This is a genomic window from Bradyrhizobium sp. Rc2d (assembly GCF_900099855.1).
Lineage (GTDB): Bacteria > Pseudomonadota > Alphaproteobacteria > Rhizobiales > Xanthobacteraceae > Bradyrhizobium.
The window spans coordinates 1-12,942 of record NZ_FNCU01000058.1; the positions used below are offsets into that span (position 1 = coordinate 1).

General features: G+C 65.2%; 10 protein-coding genes and 1 pseudogene. 6 read left to right on the forward strand and 5 right to left on the reverse strand.

The annotated features are described in order from the left end of the window. Positions 1–249: pseudogene (locus tag BLV07_RS39835) on the forward strand (IS110 family transposase); the annotation flags it as partial. 567 nt (positions 250–816) lie between these two features. Continuing rightward, positions 817–3,615 (forward strand): phosphoenolpyruvate carboxylase, encoded by a 2,799-nt coding sequence (gene ppc / locus BLV07_RS39840; protein ID WP_091897385.1) that lies wholly within the window; start codon positions 817–819, stop codon positions 3,613–3,615. Between the two features lie 135 nt (positions 3,616–3,750). Here ppc and BLV07_RS39845 read toward each other — a convergent pair whose 3' ends face one another. From BLV07_RS39845 to BLV07_RS39860, 4 genes are all read right to left on the reverse strand, one after another. After that, positions 3,751–4,860 carry an SMP-30/gluconolactonase/LRE family protein gene (locus BLV07_RS39845; RefSeq protein WP_091897388.1) on the reverse strand — a complete coding sequence of 370 codons (1,110 nt, stop codon included), beginning with the start codon at positions 4,858–4,860 and terminating at the stop codon, positions 3,751–3,753. Between the two features lie 115 nt (positions 4,861–4,975). Then, positions 4,976–5,890, reverse strand: a complete 915-nt coding sequence (locus BLV07_RS39850) for an SDR family oxidoreductase (RefSeq protein ID WP_091897391.1) — start codon at positions 5,888–5,890, stop codon at positions 4,976–4,978. Positions 5,891–5,895: 5 nt separating this feature from the next. Continuing rightward, positions 5,896–7,035 (reverse strand): thiolase C-terminal domain-containing protein, encoded by a 1,140-nt coding sequence (locus tag BLV07_RS39855; RefSeq protein ID WP_091897394.1) that lies wholly within the window; start codon positions 7,033–7,035, stop codon positions 5,896–5,898. A 3-nt stretch (positions 7,036–7,038) separates the two neighbouring features. After that, positions 7,039–7,452 (reverse strand): Zn-ribbon domain-containing OB-fold protein, encoded by a 414-nt coding sequence (locus BLV07_RS39860; protein ID WP_091897396.1) that lies wholly within the window; start codon positions 7,450–7,452, stop codon positions 7,039–7,041. 178 nt (positions 7,453–7,630) lie between these two features. Here BLV07_RS39860 and BLV07_RS39865 point away from each other — a divergent pair, with 178 nt between their 5' ends. The 4 genes from BLV07_RS39865 (at position 7,631) to alkB (ending at position 11,225) form a co-directional block, all read left to right on the forward strand. After that, a complete protein-coding gene (locus BLV07_RS39865) occupies positions 7,631–8,980 on the forward strand; it encodes an amidase (protein WP_091897399.1) in 1,350 nt (449 codons plus the stop codon). Then, positions 8,973–9,659 carry a DUF2848 domain-containing protein gene (locus tag BLV07_RS39870; RefSeq protein ID WP_091897402.1) on the forward strand — a complete coding sequence of 229 codons (687 nt, stop codon included), beginning with the start codon at positions 8,973–8,975 and terminating at the stop codon, positions 9,657–9,659. Before BLV07_RS39865 ends, BLV07_RS39870 begins: the two co-directional genes overlap by 8 nt. A gap of 156 nt (positions 9,660–9,815) precedes the next feature. Continuing rightward, complete coding sequence (locus tag BLV07_RS39875) at positions 9,816–10,562, forward strand: 2OG-Fe(II) oxygenase (protein ID WP_091897404.1); 747 nt, start codon at positions 9,816–9,818, stop codon at positions 10,560–10,562. 9 nt (positions 10,563–10,571) lie between these two features. Beyond that, positions 10,572–11,225 carry a DNA oxidative demethylase AlkB gene (gene alkB / locus BLV07_RS39880; RefSeq protein WP_176946073.1) on the forward strand — a complete coding sequence of 218 codons (654 nt, stop codon included), beginning with the start codon at positions 10,572–10,574 and terminating at the stop codon, positions 11,223–11,225. A 52-nt stretch (positions 11,226–11,277) separates the two neighbouring features. On the opposite strand, the gene BLV07_RS39885 is transcribed toward alkB, so the two are convergent. Further along, the gene (locus BLV07_RS39885; RefSeq protein WP_091897410.1) at positions 11,278–12,906 is read right to left on the reverse strand and encodes a thiamine pyrophosphate-dependent enzyme; all 1,629 of its coding nucleotides are present in this window, start codon (positions 12,904–12,906) and stop codon (positions 11,278–11,280) included. Positions 12,907–12,942 lie beyond the last annotated feature (36 nt).

Here is a 12,942-nt window from a genome sequence, read left to right on the forward strand (position 1 = left end):
CGCCCCGGGAGGATCTCCAAACAGGGAGACCGTGTGCTGCGAGCGCTGTTGATCAGCGGTGCCAGCGCCCATCTGCGGCAACAGAAGGCGCGCGGCGTCACCGATCCGTGGCTTCGTGATCTGCTGGCGCGGCGGCCCTACAAGGTCGCCATGGTGGCCTTCGCCGCCAAGACCGCCCGGATCATCTGGGCCATGCTGGTCAAAGGAGAAACCTACCGAGACCGCGCGAGCGCGCCGGCTGCGGCCTAGTTGAGGGGCAACAGCCGCCGCGCTCGCGCTCCATGCCTATCGGAAGGGCACTAAAGGTGTGATGGCAAATGGTCTGGAAACCGGGATCGAAACACTCCGCATCGTCATCGCGCGTCACAGCGCGCCGCAATGATTGGAATTCGATCAGCGATCTCCATCAGGGCCCGCGGTCAATGGCCGCTTCTCGAGGCCGTATACATGACCGCTCCCCGATTCATTTGCTGAAGCACCAAAAAGCCCTTGCCGAGAGGGGGCCGTCCATACATGACAATGGGGAGGCAGTGTGCATCACATCTCGCTCTCGTGCCCCGGACGCAGCGCAGCGCTCCTTAGCGATGCGCTGCAGAGCCGGGGCCCAGAACGCGGCAGGGACGGTGCGGCTTTCTGGGTCCCGGCTCTGCGCAGCAGCGCTTAAGGGCGTTGCAGCGCGTCCGGGACACGAGGTTCTTCGCTCCGCCTTAATGATCCACGGTGCGCCGCCACCAACTTCATCTTGCACTGCGGCAGAAAAATATCGCACACTCCTCCGGACCGAGGAGCCAGGGAGCTCTTAAAGGGGAGCGAGCCATGTCCCTCCAGACCATATCATCCGACGCCACTGAGCATCGCCCCAACCGCCCGGAGGACGTCCAGGCGATGGAAGCGGATGCGCGCCTGCGCGATGACATCCGCCTGCTCGGGCGCATTCTGGGCGATACCGTGCGCGACCAGGAAGGCGCCGATGTGTTCGACCTGGTCGAGCGCATCCGCCAGACCTCGATCCGGTTCCATCGCGACGAGGACCGGCTCGCCCGCCGCGAGCTCGAGCAGATCCTCGATGGCATGTCGACCTCCGAGACGGTGCGGATCGTCCGCGCCTTCAGCTATTTCTCTCATCTCGCCAACATCGCCGAGGACCAGAACAACATTCGCCAGATGCGCGCCCGCGGCGCGGGCAAGAACGGCGGCTCCGGCGTGCTGGCAGAAACGCTCGCCCACGCCAAGGCGGCGGGCATCGGCCCCGACGCGCTGCGCACTTTCTTCAAGTCCGCGCTGGTCAGTCCGGTGCTGACCGCGCACCCGACCGAGGTCCGCCGCAAGAGCACCATGGACCGCGAGATGGAGATTGCAGCCCTGCTCGACCGTCGCGAGCGAGTCGCGCTGACCGCGGAGGAGGCCGCCGCAAGCGACGAGCAGCTCCGCCGTGAGGTGCTGACGCTGTGGCAGACCAATCTCTTGCGCCGGACCAAGCTCACGGTGCTCGACGAGGTCTCCAACGGCCTGTCGTTCTACGACTACACCTTCCTGCGCGAGGTGCCGCGCCTGGTCAACGCGTTGGAAGACCGGCTGGAGGAGGGCGGCGAGCAGGCGGCAAGCGAGCTCGCCTCGTTCCTGCGCATGGGTAGCTGGATCGGTGGCGATCGCGACGGCAATCCATTCGTCACCGCCGACGTCATGCGCGGCACGCTGCGGCTGCAGTCGAGCCGCGTGATGCAGTTCTATCTCAACGAGCTGCACGTGCTCGGCTCCGAACTGTCGATCGCAGCCCATCTCGCCGACGTCTCCGAAGAGCTGCGCACGCTGGCGGAACGCTCGCCGGACACCTCGCCTCACCGAAGTGGCGAGCCTTATCGCCTCGCGGTCTCCGGCATCTATGCGCGCCTCACCGCGACCGCCGAAAAGCTCGAGGTCGAGATCACCCGCCGGCCGGTCGGAATGGGCAAGCCTTACGAGAGCGTCAGGGAGCTGCAAGCCGATCTCGACGTGCTGCACCGCTCGCTGATTTCCAACAACGCCCGCGTCATCGCCCGCGGCCGGCTGCGGCGCTTGCGGCGCGCGGTGGACTGCTTCGGCTTCCATCTGGCGCGGCTCGACATCCGCCAGAACTCGGCCGTGCATGAGCGCACCATCGCCGAGCTGATGGACGCTGCAAACCCAGGCATGTCCTATCTCGCGCTCGGCGAGGACGCCCGCATTTCGCTGCTCACCAACGAATTGCGCTCAACGCGCGCGCTGGTCTCACCCTTCGTCAAGTACAGCGACGAGACCATGGGCGAGCTTAACGTGTTCCATGCCGCCGCGGAAGCGCATGCGAAGTTCGGTTCGGACGCCATCCCCCAATGCATCATCTCGATGTGCAAGGGCATGTCCGACATGCTCGAAGTCGCGGTGCTGCTCAAGGAGGTCGGCCTCGTCCATCCCTCCGGGCGCAGCGCCATCAACATCGTGCCGCTGTTCGAGACCATCGAGGATTTGCAGGCTTCCGCCGGCATCATGGACCGCATGCTGTCGCTGCACGATTACCGCCGCCTCGTCGACAGCCGCGGCAGCGTGCAGGAGGTCATGCTCGGCTATTCCGACAGCAACAAGGATGGCGGCTTCGTCACCTCGGGCTGGGAGCTCTATAAGGCCGAGATCGGGCTCGTCGAGGTGTTCGAGCGGCATCACGTCCGGCTGCGCCTGTTCCACGGCCGTGGCGGTTCGGTCGGCCGCGGGGGCGGTCCGAGCTATGATGCCATCATCGCGCAGCCCGGCGGTGCCGTGAACGGCCAGATCCGCATCACCGAGCAGGGCGAGATCATCTCGTCGAAATATTCCAACGCCGAGGTCGGCCGCAACAATCTGGAGATCCTCGCCGCGGCGACGCTGGAGGCGAGTCTTCTGAATCCGCGCCAGAGCGCGCCGCGCCGCGAATATCTGACCGCGATGGACGAATTGTCGAACCTCGCCTTCAGGGCTTATCGCGGCCTCGTCTACGAGACCGACGGCTTCGTCGATTATTTCTGGGCCTCCACCGTCATCAATGAGATCGCAACGCTCAACATCGGCAGTCGCCCGGCCTCGCGCAAGAAGACCCGCGCGATCGAGGATCTGCGTGCGATCCCCTGGGTGTTCTCATGGGCGCAATGCCGCCTGATGCTGCCGGGCTGGTACGGCTTTGGCAGCGCGGTCGAGCAGTGGATCGCTGATCATCCCGACCAGGGCATGCCGTTCCTGAAAGAGCTCTACAGGGAATGGCCGTTCTTCCGCATGCTGCTCTCGAACATGGACATGGTGCTGGCGAAAAGCTCGATCGCCATCGCCTCGCGCTATGCCGAGCTCGTGCCGGACGAAGCCCTGCGCGAAAAGATTTTTGGCCGCATCCGTCGCGAGTGGCATTCCTGTATCGAGACGTTGCTCGACATCATGGGCCAGGATCGATTGCTTCAGAGCAACCCGCTGCTGGAGCGCTCCGTGCGCCATCGCTTCCCCTATCTCGATCCGCTCAACCATGTGCAGGTCGAGCTTTTGAAGGAGCACCGCGCGCAGAATCCGGACGAGCAGGTGCTGCGTGGGATCCAGCTCACGATCAACGGCATCTCGGCGGGGCTGAGGAATACGGGATAGGGGCGACGCAGCCGCCACACCCTCGCTCGTCATGCCCGGGCTTGACCCGGGCATCCACGTCTTTCCTCACTTGCGGCAGTGCGTGGATGGCCGGGACAAGCCCGGCCATGACGCGTGGTGAGAGTGCGGAGCGCATCAACAGAAATGCGCGCCCTGCGTCTCCACATACACCGCATAGAGCGACTGACTCGCGGTCATGAACAGGCGGTTGCGCTTCTTGCCGCCGAAGCAGACATTGGCGCAGGTCTCGGGCAGCAGGATCTGGCCGATGCGCGCACCATCGGTCGGCGCGAACACCTGCACGCCGTCATAGCCGGGTCCGACCCAGCCGGCGCCGACCCAGATGTTGCCTTCGGTGTCGACGCGCAAGCCGTCGGGGAAACCCGACTTGCTGTCGAGCTTCATGTCGATCAGCTTCTTCGGGTTCGACAGCTTGGCACCGTCGATGTCGTAGGACCACACCACGTTCTCGGCCTGCGGGTAATGCGTGATGCCGGTGTCGCAGACATAGAGCTTCTTATAGTCGTGGCTGAAGGCGATGCCGTTCGGCTTGAACGGCTCGTCGGCGACCTTCGCGACCTGCCCGGTCTGGGTGTCCAGGCGATAGACGGCCTCCTTTTGATGGGGCTGCAGCGAGCCGGTGTTGGCAAGCTTGCCTTCGTAGATGCTGATCGCGCCATAACCGGGATCGGTGAACCAGATCGCCTTGTCGTTGGGATGCACCACCATGTCGTTCGGGCCGTTGAGCGGCTTGCCGCCTGCCTGCTCGGCCAGCGCCGTTACCGAACCGTCGTGCTCGTAGCGAACGAGGCGGGTGCGTTCGGCGCTGATCTGGCGTCCTTCGGTGTCGAACGAGTTGCCGTTGGCTTCGTTCGACGGCTTGTGGAACTGCTCGGAGATGTGACCGTCGTCGTCGAGATAGCGAAGCTGACGGTTGGCTGGGATGTCGCTCCAGACGAGGTATTGCCCCTGCGCATTCCACGCCGGTCCCTCCGCCCACAGGCAGCCGGTATAGAGCCGCTTGATCGCGGTGTTGCCGACCTTCGCCTTGAAGCGCTTGGGATCGATGACGACGATGTCGGGGTCGGGATAGCGTTGCGGCTCGGCATTGGCGCCGAAGTCGCGCGCGTCGGCCTGCGAGGCGAGGACGGCGGAGGCGGCGAGAGCCGCCGTGCCTTTGAGGAGAGTGCGGCGCCCAAGGCCGCCAGTGCCAGAGATGTCGGGGTTGGTCAGTATTCTTGTCATGGTTTCCTCCCAAAGTTTGTTGGGAGGGCACCATCCGCCCGCATTCGGGCGTAAAACGGGGCGATCTCTGGCCGAGGCAGCCAGAGATCGCAGGGCAGGGATGTCGGAAATGCAGTTAGACGGGATCCCAGGTGAAGATGTCTGCGGAACGGTCGAGCTTGTAGAACGAGCCCTTCAGCGCCGGCATGCCGTGTTCCGCGATCGACTGCGGCGTCCAGCCTTCGCTCCGCTGCACCGAGCGGATCGGACGGTTCTGGCTGAACAGGAAGATCTCGTTCATGCGCACGCCAAAGATCTGCCCGGTGACGTCCTTGGCGGGATCTGAGAGCAGATAGCCGCAGAGCGGGGCGATCTTCTCCGGTCCCATCTGCTTGATCTTCTCGACGCGCGCCTTCTCGGCTTCGGTCTCGGTCGGGATGGTGCCGATCATGCGCGTCCAGGCGAACGGCGAGACGCAGTTGGAGCGGACGTTGAAGCGGCCCATGTCGAGCGCGATCGACTTCGACAGACCGACGATGCCGAGCTTGGCGGCGGCGTAATTGGCTTGTCCAAAGTTGCCGATCAGGCCGGAGGTCGAGGTGAAGTGCACGAAGGAGCCCGACTCCTGCTCGCGGAAGATCCGCGCCGCGGCATGGGAGACGTAGAACGAGCCCATCAAATGCACCTTGATGACGGCCTCGAACGCTTCCACGCTCATCTTGTGGAAGATCATGTCGCGCAAGATGCCGGCATTGTTGACGACGCCGTCGAGCCGGCCGAAATGATCGGTCGCGGTCTTCACGATCTTGCTGGCGGGGATCGCTTCGGCCACCGACTCGAAGTTCGCAACCGCAGCGCCGCCGCGCTTCTTGATCTCCTCGACCACTTCTTCAGCGGGCGCCGCGTTCGAGCCGGCGCCGTCGGCGGCACCGCCGGGATCGTTGACGACGACCTTGGCGCCTTCCGCGGCGCACAGCAGCGCGATCTCCCGCCCGATGCCGCGGCCTGCGCCGGTGACGATGATGACCTTGTCTTGCAGTGATTTGCTCATGTGAACTACCTCTCGTTCGTAAACACGATCGTGCCGCTCGCCGCGAACATGCCGCCGACGCCATGGCACACCGAAATCTTCGCGTTGGGCACCTGCGCTGGCGCGATGCCGCGCATCTGGCGCACGCTCTCCTGAAGCGCGTACATGCCGTACATGCCGGAGTGCATGTAACTCAATCCGCCGCCATTGGTGTTGAGCGGCAGCTTGGCCCCCGGCCGCGTGTTGCCGTCCGCGATGAACTGTCCGGTCTCCTCATAAGGCATGAAGCCGAGATCGCCGAGGCCGAACAGCGGCAGATGCGCGAACGCATCGTAGATCATGAGATGGTCGACATCCCCGTGAGCGATGCCGGCTTCCTTGAATGCGAGGGGTCCCGCGGTCTTGAACGCGCGCGAGGAGTTGAAGGTCTCCATCTGGCTGACCATCGGTGTTTCCACGCTCTCGCCGGTGCCCATGATGTAGACGGGCTTGCGCGGAAAGTCCCTGGCGCGATCGGCCGAGGTCAGGATCAGCGCGCCGCCGCCATCGGTGACCAGGCAGCATTGGAGCAGGCGGAACGGATAGGCGATCATGCGCGAGTTGAGGACATCGGCGACCGTGATCGGGTCCTTCATCATCGCGCGCGGATTCTTCGCCGCCCATTCCCGCTGCACCACTGCGACCGAAGCCAGCTGTTCATGCGTGATGCCGTAGGTCTTCATGAAGCGCAGCACGGGGATCGGGAACATGCTGGGCGGGCCGTAGACACCATAGGGCGCCTCGAACTGGCCGTTGAGGCTGTCCGGTGGTGTCGAGCGCGGCAATTTGCCGATCATCGACTTGCCGCTCTCGGCATGGGTAATCAGCACGGTCTTGCACAGGCCGGCCTCGATCGCCGCGGCCGCGTGGCGTACGTGCAGCATGAAGGAGCAGCCGCCGACCGAGGTGCCGTCCACCCAGGTCGGCTTGATGCCGAGATAATGGCAGACCTGCTGCGGTGTTTCGACCGCGGTGGCAAAGCCGTCGATGTCGGAGAGTTTCAGCCCGGCATCGGCGATGGCATTGAGCGCCGCGTCGGCGTGGAGCTGGAGCTGCGAGGCGTTGGGGATGACACCGAGCTCGGTGGTCTCGGCCGCACCGACGACGGCAACCTGGTTCTTGCGCATGGCTTACCCCTTCGCCGGACGGAAGACGGGGAGGGTGATCTTGTCGTCGAGTTTCTCAAAGGCGACCTCGAGCTTCATGTCGAGCTCGAGTGCCTCCGGCGTCTGCGGGCAGTCGATGATGTTGCTCATCATCCGCGGCCCCTCGGCGAGCTCGACCACCGCGATCGCGTAGGGCGGCGTGAAGCCGGGCGCGGCAGGGCGGTGATTGATCACGTAGCTGTAAAGAAAGCCCTTGCCGCTTGCCTTGAACACCGAGACCTTGCGCGAGGCGCAGGAAGGGCAGAACGGGCGCGGCGGGAAGTAGACATGCGCGCAGGCGTCGCAGCGCTGCAGGCGCAATTCGCCGACTTTCGTGCCGTCCCAGAAATGTTGGGTTTCCGGCGTTGGTTTCGGTCGCGCGCGCTGCGGTTCGGCCATATCGGCAGCTCCTCCCAAGAGACAGGCTTCGCGCCCGCCTGTTTCGATCTTGATGCGACAATCGACTATAGTGCGTCAACGGTCCAGCAATGCGCATGCATGCCATCATGCGCACAATGCTTGTGTCGAACTGAGCCAGCGCTATAGATTGCGCGCGCCAATATTCCGTGAGACAGACATGCCCGATTTTCCGACGCTGGCGAAGCTCGCCGAAGACCTCGAAAGCGGCCGCACCACCTCCCGCAAGCTGGTCGAGGCGTGCCTTGCCAGGATCGCCGATCCCACCGGTGAGGGCCAGCGCGCCTTCATCCATGTCGATAAGGACGCCGCGCTCGCGGCGGCGGACGCGATGGACGGCTTGCGCAAAGCCAAAGCCGCGCCATCGCGCTATGCCGGTATTCCGATCTCGATCAAGGATCTCTTCGACATCAAGGGACAGACGACGCGCGCCGGCTCCCGTGCGCTCGACGATTCCGATCCGGCGGAGCACGACGCGGCGGCGGTTGCGCGGCTGCGCGGCGCCGGCTTCGTCGTGATCGGGCGCACCAACATGACCGAGTTCGCCTATTCCGGCATCGGCATCAATCCGCATTACGGCACGCCGAGGGGCGCTTGGAACCGGGCGGAGGGCCACGTGCCCGGCGGCTCGTCCTCGGGCGCGGCAGTGTCCGTGCTCGACGGCATGGCGCATGGCGCGCTCGGCACCGATACCGGCGGTTCCTGTCGGATTCCGGCCGCCTTCAACGGCATCGTCGGCTACAAGCCGACGCAGCGCCGTGTGCCGCTCGACGGCTCGGTGCCGCTGTCGTTCTCGCTCGACAGCATCGGGCCGCTGGCGCGATCGGTCAGCTGCTGTGCCATACTCGATGCGGTGCTCGCCAACGAGCCGATCGTCGCGGTGAAGCCGCGCCCCGTAAAGGGCATGCGGCTCGCCGTTCCGACCACGATCGCGCTCGACGACCTCGACGCAGCCGTCTCTGAAACCTTCGAGCGCGCGCTGAAGGCGCTCGCCGATCACGGCGCCATCATCGAGCGCATCGAGATGGCTGAATTCCACGACATCGGCCCGATGAACGCCAAGGGCGGCTTTGCCGCGGCCGAGAGCTATGCCTGGCACCGTTATCTCATCACGTCCAAGGGCGATGTCTACGATCCACGCGTCGCTGTCCGCATCATGCGCGGCGAGGCGCAGAGCGCGGCCGACTACATCGATCTGCTCAACGAGCGCCGCTCGCTGATCGCCCGCGTCAATGCGCGCATCGCGCCCTATGACGCCCTGGTGCTGCCGACCACCGCCAACACGCCGCCGAAGATTGCCGATCTCGCCGACGACAAGGCGTTCACCACCCAGAACCTGCGTGCCCTGCGCAATTGCACCTTGATCAACATGATCGACGGCTGCGCCATCTCGCTGCCTGCGCATCGTCAGGGCGCCGTTCCCGTCGGTCTGATGCTGGCCGGCGCGGGCGGATCCGACCGCCGTGTCTTCGAACTTGCTGCCGGCATGGAGGCCGTGATCCGTGTTTGACCTGACTTTCACCGTCGACGCCCAGGACACCACGACGCCGCTGACGCTGGCGATCGACCAGGTCGTCATCGCCGGCTGGACCGGCCGCGACCCCGTCGCGCGCGACAAGCACATCGCCGAGCTGCAAGAGATGGGCATCGCCCCGCCAGCCTCGACGCCGATCTACTACCGCGCCTCGGCGCGGCGGCTGACGATGGAAGACCGCATCGAATGTACCGGCGGCGAGTCGTCCGGCGAGGTCGAGTTCGTGCTGATCGGCTGGCAGGGCCGCATCTTCGTCGGCTGCGGCTCCGATCACACTGACCGCAAGGTCGAGGCCTATAGCGTCACGGTCTCAAAGCAGATGTGCGACAAGCCGATCGCCTCCACACTGTGGGAGCTCGAGGACGTGATCGGCCATTGGGATAGGATGATTTTGCGTTCCTACGCCTGGATCAAGGGCGAGCGCGTGCTCTACCAGGAGGGCACGCTCGATGCGATGCTCCCGGTCCCTGACCTCATCACGCGCGGCTTTCCGGGCGGGAAGCTGCCCGACGGCTGCGCCATGTTCGGCGGCACCTTCGCCGCCAAGGGCGGCATCCGCCCCGCCGGCCGGTTCGAATTCGAGCTGGAAGATCCAGTGCTGAAGCGCACGATCAAGCACGGCTATGACGTGGTGACGTTGCCGGTGCTGGGCTGATAGCTCTCCATCGTCATTGCGAGCGAAGCGAAGCAATCCAGACTGGTTCCGCGGTGGGACTCTGGATTGCTTCGTCGCAAGGGCTCCTCGCAATGACGGGGAGATAGTCGGAAATCGGGTGGCGGCCGAGGGCGGCATATTGCGAGAGTCGTAGCCATGACAGCAACAGCACGCAAATCAGCCCCTAAGCTATCCGTCGACATTGTCTCCCACGTCGACATCCTCGACTGGCCGCAGATCACCGCCGAACTCGACAGCCACGGCTGCGCCGTCCTGAAGAACCTGCTCACGCCGGACCAATGCCGCGGCGTCGCCGCGCTCTATCCCGACGACACGCACTTCCGCAGCCGCATCGTCATGGGCCGCCACGGCTTTGGCCGTGGCGAGTACAAATATTTCTCCTATCCACTCCCCGACTTGATCGCGCAGATGCGTCCGGCGCTCTATGCGCATCTTCAGGGTGTCGCCAACCGCTGGAACGAGGCGATGGGGATCGACATCCGCTATCCCACCGCGCACACAGCGTTCCTGAAGCGCTGCCACGAGGCCGGCCAGAGCCGGCCGACGCCGCTGCTGCTGCAATATGAGGCTGGCGACTACAATTGCCTGCATCAGGACCTCTACGGCGAGCACGTGTTCCCGATCCAGGTCGCGATCCTGCTGTCAGAGCCTGGGCGCGATTTCACCGGCGGCGAGTTCGTGCTGACCGAGCAGCGGCCGCGCATGCAGTCCCGCGCCGAGGTGGTGCCGCTGGCGCAGGGCGACGCCGTCGCCTTCGCCGTGCATCACCGGCCGGTGCAGGGGACACGCGGCACCTACCGCGTTAATCTCCGCCATGGCGTCAGCCGTATCAGGTCCGGCCAACGCCACACGCTGGGTGTGATTTTTCATGATGCCAAATGAGCGCTGCGATTGATGGGTGATCTGTTCGACAGCGTCGCCGAGGCGCAGCCATCGCGCGAGGAGATCGCCGACGGCGCCGTGCTGCTGCGCGGCTTCGTCAAGCCGATCGAGAGCGAGCTGATCGAAGCCGTGCGCGCCATCGTGGCGCAATCGCCGTTCCGGCGCATGACGACGCCCGGCGGCTACCAGATGTCGGTGGCCATGACCAATTGCGGCGAGCGCGGCTGGATCACCGATCACACCGGCTATCGCTATGATCCGATCGATCCGCGAACCGGCGCACCCTGGCCGGCGATGCCGCCCGTGTTTCGGGCTCTCGCCCGCCGCGCGGCGGAGCAGGGCGGGTTCAAAGATTTCGCGCCCGATGCCTGCCTCGTCAACCGCTACGAGCCCGGCACGCGGCTGTCGCTGCATCAGGACAAGGACGAGCTCGACTATTCGGCCCCGATCGTCTCGGTCTCGCTCGGCCTGCCCGCGACCTTCCTGTTCGGCGGCCTGGCGCGCAGCGACAAGCCGCGCCGCTTCCGCCTGGTGCATGGCGACGTCGTGGTCTGGGGCGGGGCTAGCAGGCTCGCCTATCACGGCGTCGCGCCGCTCGCCGACGGCGAACATGCGCTGCTCGGCCGGAAGCGGATCAATTTGACCTTCCGCAGGACGCGCTGATCTTCCTTCTCCCGGAAGCGACGAAAGGAAAGCAGAAACGACGATGCTTCGTTTACGGCTTCGGCGGGTGAATGAACGCCCACGGACTGACTTCGGAGTCCCGCGTCACCTCGACCGAGATCAGATAGGGCCCGCCATGGGCGAGCGCCTTCTCCATCGCCGCCTTGAACTGGTCCGGTGCGGTGACGCGCGCAGCTGCCACGCCAAAGGACTCCGCGAGCTTGACGAAATCCGGATTGACGAGATCGGAGGCCACCACGCGGCCGTCAAAGCGTTCGCGCTGGTCGCGGCGCACATTGCCGTAGGCATTGTTGTTGAACACCAGCGTCACCACGCCGATGTTGAACTGCACGGCGGTCGAGAGCTCCTGCACGCCGAACATGAAGCCGCCATCGCCGGTGATCGCTACCACCGGCTTGTCGGGGTTGGCGACCTTGGCGCCGAGCGCAGTCGGGAAACCGGAGCCGAGCGTGCCCTGATATCCTGACGTGATGAAGGTGCGCGGCTCATAGACCGGAAAGCCGTACCAGGAGGCGAAGCCGAACTGCGACAATTCATCTGTCACGATCGCATTTTCCGGCAGCACCTCGCGCAGGATGTTGAGATAGGCCATCTGCGGCTGGATGCGCTGGATCTCCGCTTGCGCGGTTGCGGTGGCCTCGCGGATGTCTCCGCGCCGGCCGCGGCTTCTCGCATAGCCGGCCTTCTTCACGGCTGCGACGAGATCGGCTGTGCCGGCCTTCGCGTCGGCGACAATAGCGGTATCGGAAGCGAGCCGGCGCATCTCGGCCGGATCGATGTCGATCCTGACAGATTTCAGTCCCTTCGGCTGATAGGGCCAGCGGAAGCCCGAGGCCGGCAGCTCCGCGCGGGTGCCGATTGCGATCATCAAATCAGTCGTGGGCCACAGCTTGTAGGCGGCGGCCATGGTGAGCCCGAGCTCGTGCGCGTTGGAGACGATGCCGCGGCCGCTGCGGAAGGCAACGACGGGCGCATCGATCATCTCGGCGAGTTCGAGGATCTCCTCGCGCGCCTCGATGGCGCCGCTGCCGACGAAGATCATCGGCGCCTTGCTGGTCTTGATCAGTGCGGCGGCCTGCTTGATCAGGTCAGGATCAGGCTGCGGCGCCGGCAGCGGTTCCAGCACCTGTGCGGCCGCGGTGTCGGCGCACTGAGTGAAGACGTCCCAGGGCATCTCGACAGAAGCAGGCCCGCGGCGGCCGGATGTCATCTCCTGGAACGCGCGCGCGACGACCGTCGGGGCGTTGCCGGGATATTCGATCCGATCGGCCCATTTCACATAGGTGCGCACGGTCGCGAGCTGGTCCGGCATCTCGTGGAGATGGCCGCGGCCCTTGCCCAAAAATGGCGTCGGCACCTGACCGGTGACGCAGAGCACCGGCTCGTTGCAGCCAAAGGCGGTGAGCAACGCCGCGCTGGCGTTGAGCACGCCGGGGCCGGGCACCACGCTGAACACGCCGGGCCTGCCGCTGGAACGCGCATAGCCGAACGCCATGTAGCCGCAGGCCTGCTCGTGCCGCGCGCCGATCACCTTGAGCTGGGCCTGATGGAAGGCGTCAAACAGGCCGTAGACCTGCGCGCCTGGCAGGCCGAATACGGTGTCGACGCCATGGGCGACCAGGCCGCTTACGATCGCTTCGCCGCCGGTGAGGGTGGTCATGGTGCTATTCCACTTCGAGTGTTGTCCAGGCTTCAT

What these genes read in the sequence shown, in the direction of transcription:
- ppc (WP_091897385.1), top strand. Translation starts at nt 817, where the DNA reads ATGTCCCTCCAGACCATATCATCCGACGCCACTGAGCATCGCCCCAAC.
- BLV07_RS39845 (WP_091897388.1), bottom strand. Translation starts at nt 4,860, where the DNA reads ATGACAAGAATACTGACCAACCCCGACATCTCTGGCACTGGCGGCCTT.
- BLV07_RS39850 (WP_091897391.1), bottom strand. Translation starts at nt 5,890, where the DNA reads ATGAGCAAATCACTGCAAGACAAGGTCATCATCGTCACCGGCGCAGGC.
- BLV07_RS39855 (WP_091897394.1), bottom strand. Translation starts at nt 7,035, where the DNA reads ATGCGCAAGAACCAGGTTGCCGTCGTCGGTGCGGCCGAGACCACCGAG.
- BLV07_RS39860 (WP_091897396.1), bottom strand. Translation starts at nt 7,452, where the DNA reads ATGGCCGAACCGCAGCGCGCGCGACCGAAACCAACGCCGGAAACCCAA.
- BLV07_RS39865 (WP_091897399.1), top strand. Translation starts at nt 7,631, where the DNA reads ATGCCCGATTTTCCGACGCTGGCGAAGCTCGCCGAAGACCTCGAAAGC.
- BLV07_RS39875 (WP_091897404.1), top strand. Translation starts at nt 9,816, where the DNA reads ATGACAGCAACAGCACGCAAATCAGCCCCTAAGCTATCCGTCGACATT.
- BLV07_RS39885 (WP_091897410.1), bottom strand. Translation starts at nt 12,906, where the DNA reads ATGACCACCCTCACCGGCGGCGAAGCGATCGTAAGCGGCCTGGTCGCC.